Source organism: Alkalihalobacillus sp. TS-13, from assembly GCF_019720915.1.
Classification (GTDB): Bacteria; Bacillota; Bacilli; order Bacillales; family Fictibacillaceae; genus Pseudalkalibacillus.
Genome location: NZ_JAHKSI010000011.1, coordinates 1 through 25,251, shown reverse-complemented (window position 1 = coordinate 25,251; position 25,251 = coordinate 1). Strand labels below are relative to the sequence as shown.

The 25,251-nt window shown below is 43.0% G+C and carries 17 protein-coding genes, 2 tRNA genes, 1 rRNA gene and 2 other annotated features; of the genes, 7 read left to right on the top strand and 13 right to left on the bottom strand.

Features of this window, described 5'->3' with window-relative positions:
• Positions 1-400: 400 nt before the first annotated feature.
• Together KOL94_RS24540 and KOL94_RS24535 are read left to right on the top strand one after the other, a co-directional pair.
• Positions 401-826 carry a hypothetical protein gene (locus tag KOL94_RS24540; protein WP_221569300.1) on the top strand — a complete coding sequence of 142 codons (426 nt, stop codon included), beginning with the start codon at positions 401-403 and terminating at the stop codon, positions 824-826.
• A gap of 39 nt (positions 827-865) precedes the next feature.
• Entirely contained in the window at positions 866-1,165 is a 300-nt protein-coding gene (locus KOL94_RS24535; RefSeq protein WP_221569299.1) for an HIT domain-containing protein, read from the top strand.
• A 389-nt stretch (positions 1,166-1,554) separates the two neighbouring features.
• Here the strand turns inward: KOL94_RS24535 and KOL94_RS24530 are convergent, their stop codons facing one another.
• Positions 1,555-5,622 carry a HigA family addiction module antitoxin gene (locus tag KOL94_RS24530; protein ID WP_221569298.1) on the bottom strand — a complete coding sequence of 1,356 codons (4,068 nt, stop codon included), beginning with the start codon at positions 5,620-5,622 and terminating at the stop codon, positions 1,555-1,557.
• A gap of 753 nt (positions 5,623-6,375) precedes the next feature.
• Positions 6,376-6,451 (bottom strand) — tRNA-Arg (locus KOL94_RS24525).
• A 738-nt stretch (positions 6,452-7,189) separates the two neighbouring features.
• On the opposite strand from KOL94_RS24525, the gene KOL94_RS24520 reads away from it, so the two are divergent.
• From KOL94_RS24520 to KOL94_RS24510, 3 genes are all read left to right on the top strand, one after another.
• Positions 7,190-8,584 (top strand): PhoH family protein, encoded by a 1,395-nt coding sequence (locus tag KOL94_RS24520; RefSeq protein WP_221569297.1) that lies wholly within the window; start codon positions 7,190-7,192, stop codon positions 8,582-8,584.
• Positions 8,585-8,880: 296 nt separating this feature from the next.
• Positions 8,881-9,522 carry a deoxynucleoside kinase gene (locus KOL94_RS24515; protein WP_221569296.1) on the top strand — a complete coding sequence of 214 codons (642 nt, stop codon included), beginning with the start codon at positions 8,881-8,883 and terminating at the stop codon, positions 9,520-9,522.
• Positions 9,519-10,190 carry a deoxynucleoside kinase gene (locus KOL94_RS24510; RefSeq protein ID WP_221569295.1) on the top strand — a complete coding sequence of 224 codons (672 nt, stop codon included), beginning with the start codon at positions 9,519-9,521 and terminating at the stop codon, positions 10,188-10,190. Before KOL94_RS24515 ends, KOL94_RS24510 begins: the two co-directional genes overlap by 4 nt.
• A gap of 27 nt (positions 10,191-10,217) precedes the next feature.
• Here KOL94_RS24510 and aroA read toward each other — a convergent pair whose 3' ends face one another.
• From aroA to aroC, 4 genes are all read right to left on the bottom strand, one after another.
• Complete coding sequence (gene aroA / locus KOL94_RS24505) at positions 10,218-11,522, bottom strand: 3-phosphoshikimate 1-carboxyvinyltransferase (protein ID WP_260412650.1); 1,305 nt, start codon at positions 11,520-11,522, stop codon at positions 10,218-10,220.
• 10 nt (positions 11,523-11,532) lie between these two features.
• Entirely contained in the window at positions 11,533-12,630 is a 1,098-nt protein-coding gene (locus KOL94_RS24500) for a prephenate dehydrogenase (RefSeq protein WP_221569294.1), read from the bottom strand.
• A 13-nt stretch (positions 12,631-12,643) separates the two neighbouring features.
• On the bottom strand, positions 12,644-13,738 hold the full coding sequence (gene hisC / locus KOL94_RS24495; protein ID WP_221569293.1) for a histidinol-phosphate transaminase: 1,095 nt from the start codon (positions 13,736-13,738) through the stop codon (positions 12,644-12,646).
• 82 nt (positions 13,739-13,820) lie between these two features.
• A complete protein-coding gene (gene aroC, locus KOL94_RS24490; protein WP_221569292.1) occupies positions 13,821-14,987 on the bottom strand; it encodes a chorismate synthase in 1,167 nt (388 codons plus the stop codon).
• Between the two features lie 70 nt (positions 14,988-15,057).
• Positions 15,058-15,277: a binding site (T-box leader), on the bottom strand.
• 219 nt (positions 15,278-15,496) lie between these two features.
• Here aroC and KOL94_RS24485 point away from each other — a divergent pair.
• A complete protein-coding gene (locus KOL94_RS24485; RefSeq protein WP_221569291.1) occupies positions 15,497-16,573 on the top strand; it encodes a bifunctional 3-deoxy-7-phosphoheptulonate synthase/chorismate mutase in 1,077 nt (358 codons plus the stop codon).
• Between the two features lie 172 nt (positions 16,574-16,745).
• Here KOL94_RS24485 and KOL94_RS24480 read toward each other — a convergent pair.
• From KOL94_RS24480 to guaB, 6 genes are all read right to left on the bottom strand, one after another.
• Positions 16,746-16,838 (bottom strand) — tRNA-Ser (locus KOL94_RS24480).
• A 201-nt stretch (positions 16,839-17,039) separates the two neighbouring features.
• Positions 17,040-18,317: a serine--tRNA ligase gene (gene serS / locus KOL94_RS24475; RefSeq protein WP_221569290.1), complete on the bottom strand. Its 1,278-nt coding sequence runs from the start codon at positions 18,315-18,317 to the stop codon at positions 17,040-17,042.
• A gap of 103 nt (positions 18,318-18,420) precedes the next feature.
• Positions 18,421-18,645, bottom strand: a binding site (T-box leader).
• A gap of 39 nt (positions 18,646-18,684) precedes the next feature.
• Positions 18,685-19,278, bottom strand: a complete 594-nt coding sequence (gene pdxT / locus KOL94_RS24470; RefSeq protein WP_221569289.1) for a pyridoxal 5'-phosphate synthase glutaminase subunit PdxT — start codon at positions 19,276-19,278, stop codon at positions 18,685-18,687.
• 24 nt (positions 19,279-19,302) lie between these two features.
• Positions 19,303-20,187 (bottom strand): pyridoxal 5'-phosphate synthase lyase subunit PdxS, encoded by an 885-nt coding sequence (gene pdxS / locus KOL94_RS24465; protein ID WP_221569288.1) that lies wholly within the window; start codon positions 20,185-20,187, stop codon positions 19,303-19,305.
• A 267-nt stretch (positions 20,188-20,454) separates the two neighbouring features.
• Complete coding sequence (locus KOL94_RS24460; RefSeq protein WP_221569287.1) at positions 20,455-21,801, bottom strand: D-alanyl-D-alanine carboxypeptidase family protein; 1,347 nt, start codon at positions 21,799-21,801, stop codon at positions 20,455-20,457.
• Between the two features lie 171 nt (positions 21,802-21,972).
• Entirely contained in the window at positions 21,973-23,430 is a 1,458-nt protein-coding gene (guaB, locus tag KOL94_RS24455) for an IMP dehydrogenase (RefSeq protein WP_221569286.1), read from the bottom strand.
• Positions 23,431-23,555: 125 nt separating this feature from the next.
• Between guaB and KOL94_RS24450 the strand changes: the two genes are divergently transcribed.
• Entirely contained in the window at positions 23,556-24,506 is a 951-nt protein-coding gene (locus KOL94_RS24450) for a YaaC family protein (protein WP_221569285.1), read from the top strand.
• 586 nt (positions 24,507-25,092) lie between these two features.
• Here the strand turns inward: KOL94_RS24450 and rrf are convergent.
• Positions 25,093-25,208 (bottom strand): 5S ribosomal RNA (gene rrf, locus KOL94_RS24445).
• Between the last annotated feature and the right edge of the window lie 43 nt (positions 25,209-25,251).

Sequence of the window (25,251 nt, the reverse complement as noted above, 5' to 3'; positions counted from 1 at the left end):
CAATATTAACTCGCGCCTGAGAAAGGAAGGACATCATTAATTCAAATGAAGTTAGTAGTATTCTGGATGAATTAAGGAACGGAACTATTGATGAATATAGGATTAAACTATTAAACGGGAGGACTTTTTAGAATTTCGTGCGGTCTGGACATTTAAAGAGGATAAGAAATCTTTCAGAGGAAGAGCTCTGAATGGAGGCGATGTAATATTTACATATCAAGTGGACCGCTTAGATACCATGAAAAAGTATTCTTAGGGGTCTAACCATGGGTGGCACCAACAACAATCGGGGGCGATTGCTACACAAGGTGATCGCCTTTCTCATACTGAAGAATTGGTTGAATAAAAGAATTGAAAATATTTAGTGAAAATCATTGGTTTTATAAAGGGGGTGCAGGTAATGAATAAAAGAAGTTTGGGGATTTTAACTTCAATTTCGCTTGGATTAATATTAGCATTTGTTTTTTATCATCAAACACATCTATCAGTTTGGGGATTTAATCTATCTAAGAATGACATAAAAGATGTGATTGTTTTAAAGGAAAATAAATCTTATTTAATTACTGACGAGGATAGGGTCTTAATGATTGCAAATGAAATTTCAAATATGAATAAAGTTGAGGTTACGGATTCTTTTCCTATAAGTACGGCAGAGTTTACAAAGATTCTTGTCCGAACGAAAGATAACACTACTTATGGTGGAAGTATACTTATAAAAGGAGAAAGCATTGTTCAAAATTCTAACGGTTTTTACTGGAATTTTAATTATAAAAAGTTAAGTAATGAATTAAATTCAGCACTTAAAACTGCTTCCATACTAAATTAACTGAAGAAAAAGGAGTAATGTTTATGATACTGTGATGAAGTGTTAAGCGGAAATACGAAAGTGGACAAGGTAGAAGAAACTGATAAAGTTTTAGCATACCACCATACAAAACCATCCTATGAAGTACATATTGTGGCAATACCTAAAGTTCATATACCTTCTTTAACTAAAATTGATGATAAAGAACTTGATATATTTAATGAATTGATGAATGTTGTAAGAAAGGTTGCTTATAAGGTAGAAACTGATTACGGTGCTTGCCGGGTGATTACAAACTTAGGTAGATACCAAGATTCAAAACATCTACATCGGCACATAATTTCAGGTGATAAAATTTAATCTTCGCATTATATAAAAAAAGATATTAGTTACTCCATTGTAACTGCAAGTATCAGTTGGATGCTTATTCCATATAAGGGCGCTATTATAGATTATCATATAAATTTAAACGACTTTATTATTATATTTTTAAGTGACAGTAAAGTTTCTTACATCAAAAATTAAACAACTATATTTTAACCCCATCCTAAATTTAGAACGGGGTTATGTGTGTTAGAGGTTTGAATATTAAATAACTTTATTGTCACTATACAGTACCCTATGATTTATAGGAGTATGCCAATATTTATTCAGAGCGGATTATTCCAGCCGAGCTTATACGGGTGCGGTCACTGCGAGCTGGGTTGGTGCTAGGTGTCTTCCTTCTTGTACTGCCGGTTCCCCAGTCCTCAACCCTGTAACCTCTTCTCAATCTTGGCTTCGGAATCATGTCTTTTCGCTTCACGTTCGTAGGACTCGGCGATACCTTTTAGTACTACCCCGACATAAGGATAGTCAAAGTGAAAGTGCTCGGCCCAGGTGTGGTATTTTGTAGCTAAGTCGCGCTCCTGGTCGCCTCCTACGCCCCGACTGTGAACACCTCGTGAATTATACACGCCTATTGAGAATCCCTTACCGATATCTTGCGATGCTATTTCATCCATAGCCTTACAGACTGATTGGCAGGGCCATATGCCGTTTTCACCCGCGGGCGCCTTAGAAAGAAGATTGCCAAGGCATTGGTCACCAATTTCGACACGGCCGTATTCATGACATAAACGTCGAACCTCAGCAAGCCACTCAGTAAGCGCAGCTGCGTCGATTCTCCCAATTTCATCCGTTCCTGGGATTTTTGAAATCTGGTCTAAAAGGCGATGGGCTGCCAAGGCAACCGCCGCCCGCTGCTCGGGATCTTCTATCCTCCATTCTGGCGGATCCTCGCCATCGTCACTCCGCTTATAGGCAAGTGCCACCGCCTGGACAAACAGCACCGGCGTTTGTGCGATCTGCCTTTCAAGATTCGGGATTCCGTGTGTGCTATGATCAAGTGCATCTATAAAGAGGAATTCAAGCTGAGCCATTTCTTCACGGTTAACACCCGGTCGACAATCAAGCGATTCCAGTGCTTCGGAAATATAGTAGTTATCAAGCTTAAAATGGTCTGCTGGTTCTTCATACACCGTGGCCACTTCTTTCAGTAGACGCATGAGAAGCGACGTCTCAAGGTCCTTGAAATTCATGTGGACGGCGTGGAAAGCCGCCCGAGGTCGCCGGGCCGTAAGGAGACTGTCAATCAGCTCAGTTAGCTCATCAGATGTGTATGGGCCCCAGGACGGCAACACGTTGTTCCAGTACCAAGATCTAATGTCCTCACCATAATTGTCCAGAAGATGCCAAGTAGATGCCTGAAACGGGGCACAAACAATTAATCTCTTATACTCTTCGGGAGGCAGTTTTCCAGTCGTAGCCTGTATCACTTCAGCACGTGATTCGTCTTCAATCGCCAATAGGAAGCCCTTTAGACACCGCTCGACCTTGCTATGAAGGTCTCTGTCAAGGGAAAGGAAGTGACAGATGAAATCTACTTGCTGCTTAACGTCGGTAATACACAATGCCGTATAACGACCGATGACGCCAGCGGCACCGCTACTGGTGATTAATTCCTTCACTCCCTCGAAACCGCGCTCGCTCCATATCTCGATCATCGCTTCAAGGCGTAGTCTATCGATCTTCTCCTCACGCTTTCGATAGTCGAAATCCTCATCTCCGCTCTCATCAGTCGATTCCTGTACCCAGGAATCAGCGAAAAGCCAACCATGACGGATGACCGGGTCTAAAGGTCGAAGGCTATCATAGGCTTCTCTGGCCCGATTACGGGTCGCTTCCTCGAGTTTCCGGTGACGACTTCGACGGGTGAAAGCGAACTGCCGGATGCGCTCGCGTAGTGCTGCTTTAGCAACCTCGTCAGCATTCTCGGACCATTCATCAATTAGGTCCCAGACTTTGGTTTGGTCTTCCTTGAGCATGCCCTGGAGACACTCCACAAGGTCCCCAAGTGTCCTTTCGTCGTGTCTCGCCCAAGAAATCAAGAGATTCAACGCCTTTCTATTAAAGTCGTACATCTCCTTGCGAGTAACGACCTGACCAGCTCCAGATGCATCGCTGCGCCAGTTAGGTCTATAGCTATAGTGGCCAATTCGGGAACCTGGTTTAATTTGCTCGATGCAAATCTCCCAACCAACATCAGGGAAACGATTGATAAGCATCTCCAACACTTTAAACCTCTGCTCTAACGATGCCGCTGTTTGTGGCATCCATGATCTAAAGATAGCATTTAGGCTGGCCTCTGGTTTATTTGCCCAGTTATCGTCAATTTTCAATCGGGAGAGCTGGGCGAGTATTAACGAAACACGCGGGAGATACTGCGGTTTCCATGAAAGACACTCGAGTCCCCAGAGAAGTCCCGTTCGCGACGGTGATGTTCCGAACAAGCTACTGTCAATCGGCTTTAGAAGACCAAAGACAACTGGAGCGTTGCTTCGTAGGTCATCTTCGAGGATCTCGAGAAATTCATCAGGAGCAGCTTCTGCATATCTCGGTAAGTCACGGTCTTGGGAAAGCAGTTTTTCAAGCGTCAATGGTGTTAGGAGTTTGCGAATCAGTAATGCGACCTGATCTTCGACATTAATACCGAGACGGCTATGAAACAGGTTGTTTCCATGGACCGACAGAATGACGAGTGTCTCACATATACCTTTTCGTAACGCACTAGAATGATTACGCGTCTTGTCGTAAAGAGCAGCTGCCCATCTGTCCTTTTCCGGGAGATCTAGTGCCGGGTCCGACTCGGAAAGGACGTATTCAGCGGCGACAAAAAAACGCTCAAGGTCTCCTGATGTGGCCATTCTCGCAACCGCAAACAAGGCGTCGATCTTCGATACCACACCTCGGTACCTTCCCGTAGACCACACCGGGCTGTCATCGAACTGTAATAATCGTGCTATTTCGTCTTCCATTGTATCGTACTCCCGATTGGCTATATTGGAGACAATCTCGCGATCAACCTTCCTTTCTAAGCACCAAGCGCCAATCATAGCCATTGGCACTAACGCCTTTGCCCTATCATCGTCACCAGCCCAAACCGGCCACTTGATCGCATCATTCTGAGAGAGGCGCCGGCGTAAGACCGTAGGCGAACGTCCCGATTCCCTTGCAAGCCTGTCCACGTTTCCTTCTTCAATTCCTATGGATGTAATCGCCTCTTTGAAGGCACTATAGCTTAAAAGGTCAAGTTTTATATCTGCGTTTAAATCGACCGCGTTGCGAGGGCGGAAAACAATGCAATGAAGCCGGCGATAGGCGTCGGTTAGTTCTCGCTCAGCGTCCTCAGAAGGTACAATCGGAATAAATGACACAGAAGATGAAACGAGCTTGCTGAGCGTTTCAGGTGAAGTGAAAACTGCGGCTAGATCTTTATATTGGCGTAAGTCTTCCTCCTCGAACAGGCAGGCTAGAAAAGCAAGTGCCTCGTCCCGGGAGTCGGCTGCGACAATAAGGGGTTTTTTATTGGTAGATTTATTAAGCCAATCCTTAAACGTATCTCGGTACGCTGCTATTGATGGAGCGAAAATTACAGGTTCCAGACGTGGCTCACTAACATTTGCCCAGCGGCTCCAAGCCGTCTCCAAGGTTTCATATCCTCTCACAGGTTGGGCGAGTTGTTCTGCAAGCCAAATTTGAGCCGGTACAGACTGCTCCAGCCATTGTTCCAGATCACTTGCATCGAAAGCTCTAACAGCCTTCCAATCGCCAGCCTTGTTTTTTTGTTCCTCCCACTCGGTCTTATGCGTCCAGTTACGAGGTGTTATGAAAACGAAGGTGCTGTTTGCCCTAACATCTGGATCGACCGATGTTAGCCGTGCATTATAATCCTTCTTGGCTTTAACATCCGGTCGCTGATCAGTACCAAATTCCCAAAAGGAGTTACCCTCTGGAATCCAAGGTGTAGCAACTTCCGATTTGACAAAACCATCAGAACCCTTACGTTGTCCGTTATCATAGCCAGGAAAGTCCACTTGCAGAAGACCCTTGCCCGTTGAGTGTACTAACTTCCGAAGGAGCACGGGAAGGTGGGTACGTGCGTCGATCTGGCTGTTAGCCCAGTCTTCAATTTGCCTTGCCTTAATGGTCAGAAAATTCGGGACAAAAGCGCGCACCGTTATCTCTTTTTCATCAGCGAGTCGCATCTGCCGATCGTAGGCAGACTGCATATCGATTAATTGTTCCTGGTCGGCACCGAATGCCTTCTCCAATCTAACCGCCATTTTGGGGGATAGGGACGATTTCCCGTTAAGGAAATTCGACAGTGCTGGCCTGCCGATACCAAGTCGCTCTGCTGCGACTTTCACGGACATACCAGAGGGGATGACATTCTGCCGGACGTAAGCACCAGGGTGAGCTGGTGTATTTTTTTCCATGATATAGATCTCCTTAAAGAAAATGTAAATATATCTCCTTTAAGTGTATCGTGTAACGCTACACAAGTCAAGAGTTTAAACTCTGGATCACTTTAGTCCTTAAAAACAAAACCTCTATGCACAGTTAAAATAGTCAATTTTACAAAGGGAATATTCTTGAAGAGTTATCGCCAGACAGATATTTACTTGATGACCATTGCTCGAAAATCATTCGGAGGTAAGCTTTAGACGGGAAATTAATGTAGGTTTTAGTAGGGGACCAAGTTTGGGCTCTGTAAATGTACAATTCCATCAGTTCTACAAATGGAACTCTATTCACGAAATTTTCAATAAACTTTAATTATCGGCAACAGCGATTAGAAAGGGATTTAATGATGTTTTTTACTAAAAAGAGCGATCCTTTGATAATTATTTACAATAAAGGATGGTGTATGAGCAATTCATTGGAAAAGGGAAATAAGTTACAAGGAGGATGCGCAAAGAAAGTCAGGATAAGATTCTTTAGTGGTTGGTAAACATTGAGAAAAGAACATTACATTTCATCGAGAAGCTGAAATCTTTATTTTAAAAAGAAATTAATACTGAAGTTTTTATGGTTCCATTATCAAACATTTAGATTAAAGGCCCAATTGTTAGGTGGCATTAGTTCTTTTTTATGTAATAATTTTCACCGTTTTTTCCCCAATACGGGTGTTTCATCGATTCTGTTAGTACAGAATGATACAGTTTAGTCCTTATATAGCAAGGTTTTAATGGCGGCCCCGGCAGGAATCGAACCTGCGACGCACGGTTTAGGAAACCGACGCTCTATCCACTGAGCTACGGGGCCAAAAGCTTTGTCTTAGTAAGATTGCTGAGATATAGTATACAAGGTTTATCTTTGATATACAAGGTATTGTCCCATATTCCTACTTAGGTTTTTTCACTTAATTTAAAGGATTTATTTTTATTACTTGGCACACGAATTCCTTTCCAGGGAGATTTTTAATTTATAGAGTTGGTTGAATATGATTGTTGATTTAACCGTAATTCACAACACTCCTGCGGGAAAAGCGAGCCAGGCGAGACCCCGCATTCAGAGAAGTGATGTCTAGCTCAGCGACCAGTCACTTTGATCACTTCAAACTTCCTGCGGCGGCGACAGCCTCCTCGTCAGTTTTCCAGTGAACTTCGTTCCTAACCGGGTCGCTTCCGCTTTTCTTTAGCCCGCGGAAAGGGAGTGAATTTCGCAGAAATCAACAGATCATTTTCTATGATCACTTATGAAAAAGACAATGTGGACATATAAATGATTATATACCTACTCTGCTCCTTTTCATCTGCCTCGACCAATTGTTAAAATATTACACATAAATGTTTGATAGAATCTATACCGAAAAGTGATTTGCCTCATATTATATAAAGAAAGCTGGTATCGCATAAAGACAAAGTTTGGTGATTTTATCCTGATGGCCGCTCGTGCTATTCATTTCCATGAGTTTTACCGATAGAAAAGGTAAAGATAGGTATAAAATCGAATAGTTAATTATGTTGCGTATACTAGTCATTCTCGAGAGGGGTTGGATCCTTGAACAAGATCTATATCTTGGACACGAATGTTATTTTACATGACCCTGCTTCAATCTTTAAGTATGCAGGAAATGATGTTGTCATCCCAGCTGTAGTCGTTGAAGAAATCGATTCAAAAAAACGGCTGCAAGATGAGGTTGGCCGAAATGCTCGGGAATTCGGCCGGCAGTATAAGACGTTACGTGAAAAATACAAAGACCGTTTACATGAGCCGTTTCCGCTTGACCATGGCGGGACACTCGTCATTGAATTGAATCATCGCTCTTTTGAAAACATTAAGAGCATCTTCAATGAGGATTCGAATGACAATCGGATTCTTGCTGTTGCTGTGAATATTGCCCTCGAGCAATCACAGCGCGATATCGTTCTGGTTTCTAATGACATTTTATTGATTGCAAAAGCCGATGCCTTGAAGAAGTCACACAATACGCCAAATTTCATGGCGCAATTATACGAAAACGACCGTCTCGTTGAAAGCTCCCTCACGATTCATAAAGGCTACCACGAACTTCAGGTTCCTCCTGAATTCATCAATGCGTTCCATGCGAATCATGAACTTCCTCTAGAACAGTTATCCGAATATCTTCAAACTGAAGTGAATCCACAAGATTTCCTATTGATGAAAAGTAATGCAGGGACCAACCAATCTGCAGTAGGACGGGTCCTTAAAAAAAGGAATAAGCTTGTATGCTGCCCATTCTATTTTACCGATGATGAATCCTTCATCTGGGGTTTGCGACCAAAAAATGTGGAGCAACGGATGTTTTTAGAATTACTGCTAGATCCGAAGGTAGAAATGGTCTGTGCAATCGGTAAAGCAGGAACGGGTAAAACATTGCTTGCTCTTGCGGCAGCTCTGCATGAAACACAGGATATGAAACATTATTCCAGAATCACAGTGGCACGCCCAATCGTTCCAATGGGAAAAGATATCGGGTATCTTCCAGGGGAAAAGGATGAAAAGCTACGTCCATGGATGCAGCCGATTTTCGATAACCTAGAGCAGCTCTTCAATATCGATCCGGATTCGAATAAGAAAAATGATAAAAATGGCATACCGAAAATCGAAAAAGAAATTGAACAACTTAACATGGAAGTCGAAGCCCTGACATATATCAGGGGCCGAAGCATCCCGAACCAATTTATCATCATTGACGAGGCACAGAACCTGACGAAGCATGAAGTGAAGACGATCGTCAGCCGTGTCGGTAAGGGAACGAAGATCGTCCTTGTCGGCGATCCTGATCAAATCGACCATCCTTACCTTGATTCGGTGAACAACGGTTTGACCTATACGATTGAACGGCTGAAACGTGAAAATGAAATTGGTATCATCCGACTTTCACGTACAGAACGCTCCAATCTGGCAGAGAAAGCTGCTCGCTATTTATAATCTTGCTTTGTTATAGATTAATGTTGATTTAACCGAAATTCACGACACTCCTGCGGGAAAGGTAGGGAATTTTAAGTAAATCACTACTAGAGCGTATATACCTCGCGTGACTCAAAAGTGTCTGATAATGCCATGCATTGAAGGGGAAAATAAACATTTGACCCGACAAATCCTGACATCCTCTCAGAAGGAATCAGACACTTTTTATGAGTCTGTTTTTTCGTATTCAACCTGTCGATATATGACGGTATGTGCTACAATTGTATTGGTTTATTTCGTACATAGGAGGCACTTTTATGGATAAAACTCCCTTCATCGCAGTAGAAGGTCCTATCGGTGTCGGTAAAACATCTTTAGCCAAAGCGATCAGTGAGGAATTTAATTATCATCTTCTTAAAGAAATCGTTGAAGAGAATCCATTTCTCGGTAAGTTTTACGATGATATTGAAGAGTGGAGCTTTCAGACAGAAATGTTTTTTCTCTGTAACCGTTTCAAACAGCTTGAAGATATTGAAGAGTTGTATTTAAAGCATGAAAAACCGGTCGTATCCGATTATCATATTTTTAAAAACCGAATATTTGCCATGCGTACATTGAAAGAAGTCCATTTTCAAAAATACATGCAAATTTTCGAAATCATCACGAAGGATATGCCTGCACCGAATATGGTCATTTATATAAAAGCAAGCCTGGAAACCTTGTTGAAGCGTATTTCACTTAGAGGGAGAGACATAGAGAAGAACATCAGCCCAGATTATCTGAAACAGCTATCTTCTGATTATGAAATCTTTATGTACCAGTTCCAAAAGCTTCATCCTGAAATACCTGTGGTGACAATCGACGGTGACAAAATCGATTTTGTCCAGAATCAAGACCAGCTTTCAGATATTTTGAAGGTGGTCGAAGAGACATTTCATAAAAAGGAAGTGAAGCAATGAACGCCCTCGAGAAATATAACATCCCAAAAAATGCCGTCATCACTGTAGCTGGTACTGTCGGTGTCGGAAAATCGACGATGACGAATACGATTGCTGATAACCTGGGTTTTCAAACATCCATGGAAAAAGTTGATACGAACCCTTATTTGGACAAGTTCTATCAAGACTTCGAACGTTGGAGTTTCCATTTGCAAATCTATTTCTTGGCAGAAAGGTTCAAAGAACAAAAAAGAATGTTCGAACAAGGCGGCGGATTCGTCCAGGACCGCTCCATCTATGAAGATACAGGGATTTTCGCTAAGATGCACCATGAAAAAGGTACCATGACAAATATTGATTATGAAACCTATACGAGCCTTTTCGAAGCAATGGTGATGACACCCTACTTCCCTCATCCTGACGTGTTGATCTATATTGAAGGCAGCCTTCAGGATATCATCGACCGGATTAAACTCCGAGGGCGTCCGATGGAACAACAGACACCGATCGCTTATTGGGAAGAGATGCATGATCGCTATGAAAATTGGATCAACACTTTCACAACATGCCCGGTAGTGAAAGTGAACATCAATGACTACGATCTTCTTAAAGATCATTCATCTGTCGAACCGATCCTTAAGCGGATTGGTGAAACGATCAACCATAACCGAAAGCTGCAACACATATAATACAAAAAAGCTGATTCCGTTAGGGGATCAGCTTTTCTTTATCATTGATTGACTAAGTTGTTCTAATTGCTCAAAAAAGGATGGGTACGAAACATTAACCGATCCACTGTTTTCGAGCACTGTTTCTCCGTTTGCGATACAAGATGCAATCGCAAGCATCATACCAATACGGTGATCACCATGACTGTCTACGGTATTTCCACTCAATTCTGTTTTTCCGTGGATGATCATTCCATCATCAGTCGCTTCGATCTGTGCACCAAGCTTTTTCAATTCATTGACGACCGTATCGATCCGGTTCGTCTCTTTGACCTTCAACTCAGCTGCATCCTTGATTACAGTCGTACCGTCAGCCTGTGTAGCTGCAAGGGCAATAATCGGAATTTCATCGATCAACCGAGGAATCAACTCACCACTTATTTCTATTCCATTTAACGAGGACGTCTTGATTTGAATATCTGCGGACGGCTCACTCGTTTGTGTATCTTGATTGGTTAAAGTAATGTCGGCTCCCATTTCTTTCAATACATCAAGGATCCCGGTTCTCGTTGGATTGATGCCTACATTTTTAATCGTGATTTCACTATTCGGAACAATCGCACCCGCCACGAGGTAAAACGCAGCTGAGGAAATGTCTCCAGGTACTTCAATATGTGTCGCTTTTAGAGACTGTTTCCCTTTTAAAGAAACGGTCAAATCGTTGACCTCCACCTCACAGCCGAAGGCTCTAAGCATCCGTTCCGTATGATCCCTTGAATGATGAGGCTCTGTCAATGTTGTGGTCCCATCCGCTTGTAATCCAGCTAATAACACAGCAGATTTCACCTGAGCACTGCCGACAGGTGAAACGTAGTCGATCGCTTTCAGATTTCCGCCACGGATGCTGATCGGGGTATAGTTCCCATCGTTTCGTCCATCGATTTTCGTTCCCATCTCTCGTAGCGGGTTCGTAACCCTGTTCATCGGCCGCTTTGCAATCGAATCATCTCCGATCACACAAGAATGGAACGGTGTATTGGCTAGAACACCTAATAACAGACGACAAGTTGTACCTGAATTTCCGACATCCAATATGTCTTTCGGTTCTTGAAGACCTTCAATGCCGTTACCGACAACTTCTACATGCTCCTTCTCCTGGTGGATCTTTACACCTAATTTACGAAAACAGTCTATGGTGCTCAAACAATCTTCACCAGGTAAAAATCCATCAACAACTGTCTTTCCGTGTGCAATGGCACCGAACATGACGGCACGATGTGAAATCGATTTATCTCCTGGTACTCGAATCGTTCCTGTCAATCCTGCTCCGTTTAGGCTTCTTAAGGTTTTCATCTGAATCCTCCTAAGTCGTATACGTTTGATATTGATGGTCTTCTAAACAAGCTTTCGCCTGCTTCCGGTCTTCATCCGACCTGAAGCTGAGCCTCAACACCCCATATACATCTTCACGTGCTTCAATGATCCGGATATTGGTGATGCTGATTCTTTCTTCCGCTAATAGCGTTGTTACATCGGATATCACACCGACGTGATCGGCAACATCAATATAAAGGTCATGGAATGCAAGAATCGCGCCTTTGGATCCAGTCGGCATCGCATCCCTGTATTTTTTAGCACTTAAGAAATAATCATAGATTTCATCGCCGTCACCGCGAGCGACTAACCTTTTCACACTTTCCATTTCCTTTCCCCATTGGTCTAACAGGGATAAAAGGATCTGACGATTATGCTGGACGATGTCACGCCACATGGAAGGGCTGCTTGAGGCGATTCTGGTTATATCCTTGAACCCACCTGCAGCCAGCCTGGTCACATGCTCATTCCGATTTGCATGACTTTTCACCTGGCGTACGAGGCTTGCCGCCATCACATGTGGAAAATGGCTGATGATCCCGGTAACGAGATCGTGCTCTTCCGGTTCCATCATTTGAAAATTAGCCTTGGTCCCTTTGAGCCAGTCTTTCAAATCATTAACTTGATCAGCAGTCGTCTTTTTAAAAACCGTCAGCACATAGAACGCATTTTCGAAAAGATGGACCTTGGCGCTTCCGACACCAGACTTATGGGAACCAGCCATCGGATGTCCACCAATGAACGTAACACCATTATCATATAACTGCTCTGCTTTTCTGACGATATTCACTTTTGTGCTGCCTACATCCGTTATGATGACATTCGGCTTGAATTGATAGTGTTTAAACTCATCAAGCAGCTTGATTGTTTCTTTAACTGGGGCTGCAAGGATGATCAGATCTGCTTGTTCTGCCTCAGCTTGAAGGTCTGATGTATAATCGTCAATCACCTCAAGCTTTTTCGCAAGCATACAATTTTCTTCGTTAGGATCATATCCAATTATCTTTACCTGGTGTTCTTTTTTGATCGCCAGCGCCAGAGATCCTCCTATCAATCCGACACCGACCAGCAAAACTTTTCTTTTCACTGGCTCGTACTCCTTATGATGTTAGTTTTATATTGGATGATCTGTCAGCTAGAAATTCCTTCAACAGGTTGATCAGTTCTTCATTATCCTCATTTTTACCAACTGTAATCCGGATTCCATCCTTGATTGGTCGAACAATATAGCCTCTTTGAATCAAATATTGAAAGATTTGCTCTTGATTTTGTTCAGGTTCAATATAAATGAAGTTCCCCTGTGAAGGATAATAAGGAACCTTATATTCATTGCAAAACGCATATAATTGCTCGAGCCCTTCACGGTTCCGTGCCACGCTTTCCTTAACGAAACTTTCATCTTCCAAAGCTGCCTGTGCAGCTATTTGTGCAAACTTTGATGTATTGAATGGCAGTCTTCCGATATCAAGATTTTTCATAAGTTTCTCATGACCAATCGCATAACCGATACGGAAAGCGGCAAGACCGTAACCTTTGGAAAAAGTCCGTAACACGAGTAAATTATCGTATTCTCCTATCAGTTTCATGGCATCGGGATAATCCTCAGCTGTCACGTACTCATAATAAGCTTCATCAAGGACCACGATCGTATCATTCGGGACTTCTTCCAAAAACGTCCGGAGTTCCATTTCATTTACGTATGTTCCTGTCGGATTATTCGGGTTGCAGATCCATACAAGACTGGTCTGTCCATCAACAGCTTTTTGCATGCCTTCCAGATCATGACGACCTTCTTTCAGGGGCACGTCTCGGATTTCTGCACTTTCAATCACAGCATGGTGTCTGAACTGCGGAAATGTAAAGGAAGCCATGACTACGTTCGTTTCTGGTGATAAGAGTAAACGGCTGATCATCTGTATCATTTCATCCAAACCGCTGCTGAAGAGCAGTTGATTTTCTTCTACATTCAGATGGTTTGCCACCTTCTCTCTCAACTCTTCAGCCCGGCTGTCCGGATAATGGGCATAATTGGAGATCGATTGTAAAGCTTCTGCAACTTTCTCTGAGCATCCAAACGGATTTTCATTCGATGCCAGGTTTACGATTCGAGTGAGGCCAAGCTCCTTTTTTACATTATCAATTGATTTGCCTGGGTCATAAGCTTTTAGTGATAACATCTGCTTTTTCACTTTCATAAAATCTCCTCCTATGCTCATTTATTGATTTAATGAAATACTCCCTTTCTGCGGGAGATCGCGAATTTCAAAAAGCCATGTTTTAAAACAATTTTGCCTGTTCTTGATGCCGTTTTATATTTTCTTTTATTTTCTCGATCTGGTCATTTCCGAATTGGCTTACAATCGCTTCCGCCAGTTCCCAGGCTACGACCGCTTCAGCAACGACACTAGCTGCAGGAACAGCACAGCTGTCTGATCGTTCGATACTCGCTTTAAATGGCTCTTTCGATTCGATATCAACACTTTGCAACGGCTTGTACAACGTCGGAATCGGCTTCATCACACCGCGTATGACAACAGGCATCCCGGTTGTCATCCCGCCTTCAAATCCACCAGCATTGTTCGTTCCTCTCGTATACCCTTCCGCTTCGTTCCATAAAATTTCGTCATGAACCTGGCTTCCTGGTTTTTCAGCTGCTTCAAATCCAATACCGATCTCAACACCTTTAAAGGCATTGATGCTCATGACAGCACTCGCGAGTTTCGCATCGAGCTTGCGATCATAATGGACATAACTTCCGACGCCAATCGGCATGCCTTCAACTACCACTTCTACAATCCCGCCGATCGAATCTCCATTTTCTTTCGCTTCATCTATCGCTCGCATCATTTTCTCTCCAGCTGCCGGATCGAGGCATCGCACTGGGGAGTCTTCCGTGATCTTCTGTAAATCTTCGATGGATTCATAGGAAACTGGATCTGCTTTAACACCGCCGATTTCCACGACATGTCCCGCAACTTTTATACCTAATTCAGCTAGGATCCGCTTAGCCACAGCCCCTGCTGCTACCCTGACCGTCGTTTCTCTTGCTGACGAGCGCTCCAAAACGTTCCGCATATCGCGATGTCCATATTTGATGGCACCGTTCAAATCAGCATGCCCTGGCCGTGGTCTGGATATCTGGCGCTTTACATCCTCTTCATCTTCAATCGGATCTGCACCCATGATTTTTCTCCAATGTTGAAAATCACGATTTTCAACCGTTAGGGTAATCGGCGAACCTAGTGTATAACCATGACGAACCCCGCTTGAGATAATTACTTGGTCTTTCTCAATCTGCATTCGTCTTCCTCTGCCATATCCTTTTTGTCTTCTGGCTAAATCATTATTGATGTCTTCTTTCAGTAAAGTTAAACCCGCTGGTACCCCTTCGATGATTGTTGTCAATTGAGGTCCATGAGATTCACCAGCTGTGAGGTATCTCATAACCATCCACCCCTTTCTTCACTATTCAATTTATTGGTTTAAAAGTAAAAAACGCCCCTGCTTTTATATCAGCAGGGACGATTGTAGTCGCGGTACCACCCTCATTACGGAATTATTCCGTCACTCATTCGGTTAACGGCCTTACCGTCTTTTTCAATCATTCGTCTATCATTGATCAAAAAAGAAGCTCGAGGGTGAAATTCATGTTCATCTTTGTACTGATTTGCACCGACCATCAGCTCTCTCTTACAGGGAGATCAACACTACTTGAATCCTGTCATTGCGTTTGAATATTTAGTTTATATAAAGTTTTACCACGGGAAGCTGACTTTGTAAAGCATAAATTTTCAAACTATTTTTTTGGATACGCTTACATCATTGGTATCAATACTTTCGCGGTTTAAAGCGAAAAATTTTCTGTAAATTTCCTGTTGACATAACTATATTCTTTCCTTTAAAGTCGTAAACAATATTCAAAATCTGAAAATCAAACCAAAAGGAGTGGAGAAATGGTGTCGAATGAATTAGAGGTACTGCGTGCAGAAATTGAAGATGTGAACATGAAGATCTTAGAACTTCTCAACCAAAGAGGAGAAATCGTTCAAAAGATCGGCAAGGTTAAAGAAGCTCAGGGTATTAATCGATTTGATCCAGTAAGAGAGCGCCGGCTTCTAAACCTGGTATCAGAACACAACAATGGGCCATTTGAAACATCCACACTTCAACATATTTTCAAAACCATTTTCAAGGCGAGCTTAGAACTGCAGAAGGAAGATAACCGTAAAGCACTGCTCGTATCAAGGAAACGTAAGCCTGAAAACACCGTCATCAACGTAAAAGGTGAATTGATCGGAGACGGGAGCCCACGTTTTGTAGCCGGACCATGTGCTGTTGAAAGTTATGAGCAGGTACGACAGGTGGCAAAAGCGATGAAAGATCAAGGTCTGACATTGTTACGAGGAGGAGCTTTTAAACCACGTACATCCCCTTATGATTTCCAGGGTCTTGGTTTCGAAGGGCTGAAGATACTGCGTCAAGTAGCTAATGAATTCAATCTTGCAGTCGTCAGTGAAATCATGAATCCAAATGATCTCGAACAAGCGTTGGATTATGTCGATGTCATTCAGATCGGCGCGCGGAACATGCAAAACTTTGATTTGTTGAAGGCTGCTGGATCAGTCGACAAACCAGTTCTCTTGAAACGCGGCATGTCCGCAACGATTGAAGAGTTCATGTATGCTGCAGAATACATCATCTCCAAAGGGAATGAAAATGTCATCCTATGTGAAAGAGGCATCAGGACGTACGAACGGGCAACAAGGAATACACTTGATATCTCTGCTGTCCCGATTTTGAAAAAAGAGACACATCTACCTGTCATGGTAGACGTCACACACTCGACAGGTCGGAAAGACTTGTTACTTCCTGCAGCCCAGGCGGCACTTGCAATCGGTACGGACGGGATCATGGCCGAAGTTCACCCAGATCCTGCAGTCGCTCTATCGGACTCTGCCCAGCAAATGGACATTCCAGAGTTCATCGAGTTCATGCATAAATTGAGGGCTAACCAGCCTGTCCACACATAAAACTTTGAAACAGCGCTGAACTGATTACAGCGCTGTTTTTTTGTGCTAAAAAGCACCTTAGTTGTTTAACTTTTCCTTTTAACCATAAAAAAATTCGTTACCCATTCAAGTAACGAATTTCAAAATTCACATACAATCTCCGTTGTAATATGCGCTGTGATTTTTAAATAAATGGAGGAGGTAGAGGGATTCGAACCCCCGCGGGCTGTTACACCCCTGGCGGTTTTCAAGACCGCTCCCTTCAGCCAGACTTGGGTATACCTCCGCACTGACAAAAACCATTATATCATCGGAAAATTCGATTCGTCAACCATAAAATCGACATTTTTTTTGGAAGGCGGCAAAAAAACCGCCTTCCCTATTTTTCAATTTGCTCATTGTTGATTTCTACGAAATTCGCCCCATTTCCACAGGAGTGTCGCGAATTTCCGTTAGATCAACATAAAAGTTTACCACAGCCGTTCACTTAGTTATTTATGACTGTTTTATTCCCCATATATGGACGTAGGACTTCTGGAATTTCAACAGATCCATCTTCTTGCTGATAGTTCTCTAAAATCGCCGCAACAGTACGTCCAATTGCTAAACCAGATCCATTCAATGTATGCACATACTCTGGTTTCGCCTTTGGTTCACGTCGGAAACGGATGTTTGCACGACGTGCTTGGAAATCTTCGAAATTACTGCAAGAAGAAATTTCACGATATGTTTCATAGCTTGGAATCCAAACTTCGATATCGTACTTTTTCGCTGCCGTAAAGCCTAGATCCCCTGTGCACATGCTCATCACACGGTATGGAAGCTTCAATAGTTGCAACACTGTTTCAGCGTGTCCTGTCAGCGTTTCAAGCTGCTCATAAGAATTCTCAGGCTTCACAAAGTGCACAAGCTCGACCTTATTGAATTGGTGATGACGGATCAGCCCTCGCGTATCACGTCCTGCAGACCCTGCCTCTGAACGGAAGCATGCACTGAAAGCTACATACGCTTTTGGAAGGTCTTCTAAAGACAAAATCTCATCACGGTATAAATTCGTCACTGGTACTTCCGCAGTCGGAATCAAGAAGTAATCCTCTTCACGGATTTTGAACGCATCTTCTTCAAATTTCGGTAGTTGACCCGTACCAGTCATGCTATCACGGTTGACGAGGTATGGCGGTAACACTTCAGTGTAACCGTGCTGATCCTCATGCAAGTCCATCATGAAATTGATCAGCGCACGCTCAAGACGTGCCCCTAGGCCTTTATAAAATGCGAAACGGCTTCCTGTCACCTTCGCTGCTCTTTCAAAATCGACGATGTCTAAATCAACTGCCACATCCCAGTGAGGCTTCGGTTCAAAATCAAAACTTCTGATCTCTCCCCATTTACGATCGACAACATTATCCTCTTCATCTCCCCCTATCGGAGCTGACTCATGAGGAATGTTCGGAAGCGTCAACATGAGGCTTTGGAGCTTTTCCTCAACCTGACGGAGTTCCTCATCAAACGCTTTGATCTTTTCTCCGACTTCACGCATTTCTTTAATCAGTTGATCAGCATCCTTTTTCTCACGTTTAAATTCAGCGACCATTTTGGATACATTATTACGCTCACTTTTGAGTTGTTCCGTTTTGTTAATCAGTTCCCGGCGCTTTTCATCAAGCTCCTGAAACTGATCAAGTCCAGAAATATCCTCCCCACGAGTGGAGAGCTTTTCTTTCACCTCATCAAAATTTTCACGGACAAATTTCAAATCCAACATCATGTATTCCTCCCTTTATTTATTAAGATTTGTTAAAGAATGACGCAGTAATTCGCCGTTTATCATCTGCATAGAAATAAAAAAACTCCCGTCCCCTATTAAAAGAAGGGACGAGAGTTAACCCGCGTTGCCACCCTAGTTGTACCACCATAAAGATGGTACCACTCAAGTAATGTAACGGTTACGAACCGAAAATACATACTGGGGATTTTCACCCATTCCGCATTTTACTCGAGGATGGATTCACAAGTTTCTTTGACCGATTTGCACCAACCATCGGCTCTCTTTACAAAGAATTCATGCTACTACTTCCTGTCAACATTCAATCTGAAAATGTGTTAGTAGTAATTTACACTATTTCAAAATGTTATGCAACTGTTTTCTTCAACTCTTCTATCATTTCGACAAAATAGCCGTGCATTCTATGATCATCTGTCAATTCCGGATGGAAAGCACAGGATAGAAAACGTCCCTGGCGAGCAGCAACAATTTTATCCTGGAAAGTTGCCAATACTTCAACCTCCGGCCCAACAGATTCGATATAAGGAGCGCGAATGAAGACGCCTATATAATCTTCTTCTCCCTTAAGCCCTTTGATTGTCAAAGGAACTTCAAAGCTTTCACGTTGACGGCCGAATCCATTACGGTGAACACGCATGTCCATCACTTCAAGATGACCATGCTCTTGACCGATGATATCCTTTGCCATCAAAATCAATCCTGCACAAGTCCCGAAAACCGGTTTGCCAGATTTAGCGAAATCCTGTAAAGGCTTAAACATTTCATATTTATCGATCAATCGACGCATCGTTGTACTTTCTCCACCAGGTACGACAAGCCCGTCGATATCATTAAGTTCCTCTACACGTTTGACAATTTTTACATTTGCCCCACTCTCTTCAAGTGATCGAGCATGTTCACGGACTGCTCCTTGAAGGGCAAGAATACCAACTGTGACCATTCTATGCTGTCTCCTTTACGCTTCTTACCATCCACGGTCTTGCATGCGCTCTGATGGTTGTAGAGAAGATATCTCGACACCTTTCATAGCCGTTCCAAGACCTTTAGACAAGTTAGCGATTAAATCATAATCTTGATAATGAGTTGTTGCTTCGACAATAGCACGAGCGAACTTCTCAGGGTTATCAGACTTGAAAATTCCTGAGCCTACGAATACGCCATCTGCGCCAAGTTCCATCATCAATGCTGCGTCTGCTGGAGATGCGACACCGCCTGCAGCGAAGTTGACGACTGGAAGTCTTCCCTCTTTTTTGATTTGAAGGAGAATTTCATATGGAGCACCAAGGTTTTTCGCTTCTGTCATAAGCTCGTCCTCACTCATACCGACCACTTTCTTGACTTGTGATTGGATCAGACGCATATGACGAACGGCTTCAACAATATTACCTGTTCCTGGCTCACCTTTCGTACGAAGCATAGAAGCACCTTCACCGATACGACGAGTTGCTTCCCCAAGGTCACGTGCACCACATACGAATGGTACAGTGAAGTCACGCTTGTTCAAGTGGAAAACTTCATCTGCAGGAGTCAAAACTTCACTCTCATCAATATAGTCTGCACCAAGTGCCTCGAGAACACGCGCTTCGACAATATGTCCGATACGTGCTTTCGCCATCACCGGGATAGAAACCGCATTGATGACTTCTTCAACGATTGTCGGATCTGCCATACGTGCCACTCCGCCAGCTGCACGAATATCTGCAGGAACACGTTCAAGCGCCATTACTGCAACAGCACCTGCTTCTTCAGCGATTTTCGCTTGCTCTGCATTGACAACGTCCATGATGACGCCGCCTTTTTGCATTTCTGCCATTCCACGTTTTACACGATCAGTACCTGTTTGTACCATGTATAATTCCCCCTATCAGTAGGTGTAATTTAGGTGTGTTTCATTGATTCTTAAATCCTACACTATTGTATCACTTTTCAACACTCATGCCTATAAAGACACTACGTTTATACTTACTTAATCTATTGGTAATGTTTGTTTATGATAGACACTTATTCATATTTGTTGATTTTTTTCGAATTTCACTTTAAGAAAATCTTATGATCAAGCAAAGGTTATAGAAAAGGAACTGACCCGATAGAGTCAGCCCCTTCGTAGGCATTTCGGTTAAAACAATCCTTTAATCCCATTGACGACATTTGACCAGATATCACCGAAGAAACCACCGATGCCGCGCATCATCAGCACAAACCAGTTTGCTTTTTCGACATCTGCCTGGGCAACAATCGGAACACTTGCTTTTTTCTTGGCAGCTTCATTTATGTAGCCATAGTCATCTTTCCCGGAATAAGCGAGTGACAACGTCCCAACTTGGTCCCCTTTTTTGATAGGTGCAGTCAATTGTCCTTTATCATTCAATACTTTATTATCCCATGTTGCCTTTGGTTTATATTTCTCTTCATCCCCATTGGCAATCACTGCTGTGAGAGCGTCAGTCGCCTTGACCTCCACTTCCTTTTCTTTCCCTCTTGTGACAGGTAAAGTCGTTTTATCTTTTACTTCATAATTCGCTTTTACAAGTTCTTGTTTTTGAAAATTGTTGAACCCATAATCCAAAAGCTTCTTGGTCTCTTCAAAACGTGAATTATACGAATCAGCTTTCATGACTACTGAAATCAGACGCATCCCGTTTCTTTGTGCTGTTCCAGTAAAAGAGTAACCTGCAAGTTCAGTGGAACCAGTCTTCAATCCGTCAATCCCTTGATATGCAAGTCCATATCCTTGAGGATTTCCTGGAATCATCCAGTTCCAGTTGATCATTCGGTTTGCATCCTCTGTACCTTCCCTGAAGGTTTTTTCAGGTATTTTAGCAGTATCAAGGACTTCTGGATAGTCTTTCAATAAGTGGTATGCCAGTTTCGCAGTATCACGAGCTGACATCATATTCATGTCATCAGCACCGCCTTTTGGGTGTTCACCCTTCAGGTCACTGTTATTCAGTCCGGTACTATTGTAGAATTCATATTTTTCCAAGCCTAGTTCTTTCGCTTTTTCATTCATCATGTCGACGAAGTTCGCTTCAGAACCTGCAATCGTTTCTGCGATAGCCATCGTAGCCCCGTTTGCAGAATAAATGGCCGCAGCTTCGAATAGTTCTTTGATTGTGTAATCTGGATCTGCATCTTTACGGAGCCAGACATTCGACAAACTTGAATCTTGAGAAACTTTATGTGCACGATCACTTATTTTAACGGGTGTATCCCAACTAATTTCTCCATTTTCAATTGCTTCTAAAACTAAGTATTCCGTCATCATTTTCGTCATGCTTGCTGGTGGCAGCATTAGATCTGCGTTTTTTTCAAACAGGATCTTTCCTGATTCTGCATCAAGCAGAATGGCAGATTCAGCCTCCATTTGCAAGTCAGGAGCAGCATAACCTGTATTTGCATTTGATGTAACGACTCCAGTGACTACAAGTAACATGGCTAACATGAGGATGACTATTCGCTTCATTCGGTTTACCAACCTTTTTGCACCTCCAACCCTAAATACAACAAAGGTTATTGTACCATAATAAAATCTAAAAAAATAGACAGTGGAAGACCCACTGTCTGAAAAAAATCGAAAATGGTAAAATCATCGTATCTTTTATAACAATTGTGTGACTAATGTCATGACAATTCGTTAGACAGAATAGTTTGGTGCTTCTTTCGTAATTTGCACATCATGTGGATGACTTTCTCGAAGTCCTGCATTTGTAATGCGAGTAAACCTCGCATTTTCTCGAAGGTCATCAATTGAAGGAGTGCCGCAATATCCCATACCTGAACGTAGTCCGCCGACAAGCTGGTGGATCGTATCCGCCAACGGTCCTTTATAAGGGACCCGTCCTTCTATTCCTTCTGGTACAAGCTTCTGGTTATTTTCTTGGAAATAACGGTCGCGGCTTCCTCGCTCCATTGCGCCAATCGAGCCCATACCTCGGTAAACCTTGAACTGACGTCCTTGATAGATTTCCCGCTCACCTGGACTTTCATCGACTCCTGCAAGCAAGCTCCCCAGCATGACTGCATGTCCGCCAGCAGCCAGTGCTTTGACGAGGTCACCAGAGAATTTGATTCCGCCATCGGCAATAATTGGAACGCCATGTTTTCTTGCTTCTGTCGCACATTCATAAACGGCTGTGACCTGAGGGACACCGACTCCTGCAACGACACGGGTCGTACAGATCGATCCTGGTCCAATTCCGACTTTCACGACATCAACACCAGCTTCAATCAAATCACGAGTACCTTCAGCGGTCGCCACGTTCCCTGCAATGATGGTAACCTCAGGATAAGCCTCCTTGATTTCCTTCACTTTTTGTAATACACCTTCAGAATGCCCGTGTGCAGTATCGATGACAAGTGCATCGACTCCAGCTTCTACAAGTTTTTTCACACGCATCATCGCATCTGCCGTCACACCGACTGCAGCTCCGGCTAACAGTCTTCCATGCTGATCTTTTGCAGAATTCGGAAATTCAATCACTTTTTCAATATCCTTGATGGTGATCAGACCCTTCAACACACCATTTTCATCAACGAGTGGGAGCTTTTCGATACGGTGCTCTTGAAGGATTTCCTCTGCTTCTTTCAATGTCGTTCCAACAGGAGCTGTGACAAGATTCTCATGGGTCATCACATCACTGATTTTAATGGAATAGTCCTGGATGAAACGCATGTCACGGTTCGTAATGATCCCAACCAGCTTACGACTTTCATCCACGATCGGAACACCTGAAATACGATATTTCCCCATCAGGTGCTCTGCATCAAACACTTGGCGTTCTGGAGTGAGATAAAATGGATTGGTGATGACACCTGATTCTGAACGCTTGACACGATCCACATGTTCCGCCTGTTCTTCAATCGACATGTTTTTGTGGATGATTCCAAGTCCGCCTTGACGTGCCATCGCAATCGCCATTTTCGACTCCGTCACTGTATCCATCCCTGCACTGATGATCGGTACGTTCAAATTGACGTTTTCAGATAGCTGTGTTTTTACTGAAACATCTCTAGGAAGTACAGTTGATTTAGCAGGAACAAGCAAAACATCATCAAACGTTAGTCCTTCTCTTGCAAATTTTTCTTCCCACATAAGTCCCACTCTCCTTTTGTCGTTTAAAATATTATTTGTAGATTAACAATGGGGTAAACTACTGTCAAGAACACAGTAATAAGTTCGACTTTTCTCAAAATTTGCGCTATATGGATGTGAACTCAATGAATGAATGGAAAAGCTACGATCAGTTTCTAAGTGCCTCATCCACACAGCGATATCTGAAGGGATGCTATCAACGTTCATCCTCAAATTTGTCGAGCGATGAACTGAGTTACCGCAACTGTTATAGCTTTATTTATTACCTAACACATGGGAAGCGATATTTCGATTTATGTAAAAGTTCACCGTTGGAACTCCAGCCGGTCCTTCTATACTATGGGATGGTCCAATTAATCAAATGCTGTCTGCTGACAGTCGATCCTTACTACCCCGAATCGACGGCATTATTGGCACATGGTGTCACGACTCGAAAAAGGAAAAAACAAAATTATTTATTTTTACAGGATGAAATCAAAGTACAAAGGAATGGATTGTTCCCTTATTTTTCAGAACAACTATTTCAATTGGAGACAATTGAAGGGGACAAGTTTCAGATGCAGGAACTTCTTAACTACGTTCCCGAGATGGATGACTTGTTTCGACAAATCAATGGGTCTTCTCAGTTGCTGCAAGTTTCTATTTCTTCTTGCGGATCAATGTCGATTCCCGACAAAATATTGGATCCATTACATATGACAAATACCCGGTTTATCCAGTTCCTTAAACAGCAATTTGCAACAGAATCCGAGGTGTATTATACAGGGTCTAAGTTTGTCATTGAAATTGGAGACAAGGGTATAGAGAATCCTTTGATCAAAAAGAGTGCAGAAGGGAATTTCTTTATTCCTACTAAAAGAGAAGGCTTTAAACCTTTACATGAGGTTATGGTTCATTACTTGCTTCTTTATAACTTGAGCATGATCTGCCGGTACGAAACAGAATGGTGGGGAGACTTATTCCACACCTACTCCAGTAATGACTTCCCTTTCATATCAAGGTTTCTCTCGAACTCACGTGTAAAAGTACCAAAGCTGTTGATGGCGTATTTGGATAAGAAAAGGGAGGGAAATTAAGGACTCTTATAGATAAAAAGATTTTCGAGGTAAAAAATTTCCTTTTAATGGAATTGTTGTTGCTAGGTTTTCAGTGGAAGAATATTCTCTTTTAAGTACGTAACTTTTTGACGGTTCAAATAACTGTTTGAGCCATCGTTTTTCATAAAATCAGGGAACTTTTGCACCACTCTAAGTATCTCAAAATCAGTTTTTTCGTTTTGAGTACTTCATAATCCTCTCTTGAGTACCACTATATTCAAATTCTGTTCATCGTATTTTCATGCACTTAAAAATGAAAAAAGAACAGCTTTGCAGCTGCTCTCTTGATTGCCCGGCGACGTCCTACTCTCACAGGGGGAATCCCCCAATTACCATTGGCGCGCGAGCTTCACTTCCGTGTTCGGCCTTCGGTCTGCGATGAACGGCGGATCTCTTCGTCATCGGCACTCACTCCGGTCCTCGCGTATATCATACGCTGCGGGCGTCGCTCCCTGGTTTCCTTGATCTCCTTGTTCCTCACAACCCTCATATTCGTGATGTATTTGCCCTTCCGGGCATCTTTTGGAAATACAAAAAAAGAGCAGTCTCTCGACTACTCTGTGTTGCCCGGCGACGTCCTACTCTCACAGGGGGAATCCCCCAATTACCATTGGCGCTGAAGAGCTTAACTTCCGTGTTCGGCATGGGAACGGGTGTGACCTCTTCGCTGTCGTCACCAGACTATCGATTTGTGATAACCATCGAGCTTCTTTGTCAGCTGTGT

Bases quoted from the DNA above. Each gene is read 5' to 3' on its own strand.
- pdxT (WP_221569289.1), bottom strand. From the start codon at position 19,278: ATGGTCACAGTTGGTATTCTTGCCCTTCAAGGAGCAGTCCGTGAACAT.
- guaB (WP_221569286.1), bottom strand. From the start codon at position 23,430: ATGTGGGAAGAAAAATTTGCAAGAGAAGGACTAACGTTTGATGATGTT.
- serS (WP_221569290.1), bottom strand. From the start codon at position 18,317: ATGTTGGATTTGAAATTTGTCCGTGAAAATTTTGATGAGGTGAAAGAA.
- KOL94_RS24515 (WP_221569296.1), top strand. From the start codon at position 8,881: ATGGATAAAACTCCCTTCATCGCAGTAGAAGGTCCTATCGGTGTCGGT.
- pdxS (WP_221569288.1), bottom strand. From the start codon at position 20,187: ATGGTACAAACAGGTACTGATCGTGTAAAACGTGGAATGGCAGAAATG.
- KOL94_RS24460 (WP_221569287.1), bottom strand. From the start codon at position 21,801: ATGAAGCGAATAGTCATCCTCATGTTAGCCATGTTACTTGTAGTCACT.
- KOL94_RS24530 (WP_221569298.1), bottom strand. From the start codon at position 5,622: ATGGAAAAAAATACACCAGCTCACCCTGGTGCTTACGTCCGGCAGAAT.
- KOL94_RS24450 (WP_221569285.1), top strand. From the start codon at position 23,556: ATGAATGAATGGAAAAGCTACGATCAGTTTCTAAGTGCCTCATCCACA.
- aroC (WP_221569292.1), bottom strand. From the start codon at position 14,987: ATGAGATACCTCACAGCTGGTGAATCTCATGGACCTCAATTGACAACA.
- KOL94_RS24540 (WP_221569300.1), top strand. From the start codon at position 401: ATGAATAAAAGAAGTTTGGGGATTTTAACTTCAATTTCGCTTGGATTA.
- KOL94_RS24485 (WP_221569291.1), top strand. From the start codon at position 15,497: ATGGTGTCGAATGAATTAGAGGTACTGCGTGCAGAAATTGAAGATGTG.
- hisC (WP_221569293.1), bottom strand. From the start codon at position 13,738: ATGAAAGTGAAAAAGCAGATGTTATCACTAAAAGCTTATGACCCAGGC.
- KOL94_RS24510 (WP_221569295.1), top strand. From the start codon at position 9,519: ATGAACGCCCTCGAGAAATATAACATCCCAAAAAATGCCGTCATCACT.
- aroA (WP_260412650.1), bottom strand. From the start codon at position 11,522: ATGAAAACCTTAAGAAGCCTAAACGGAGCAGGATTGACAGGAACGATT.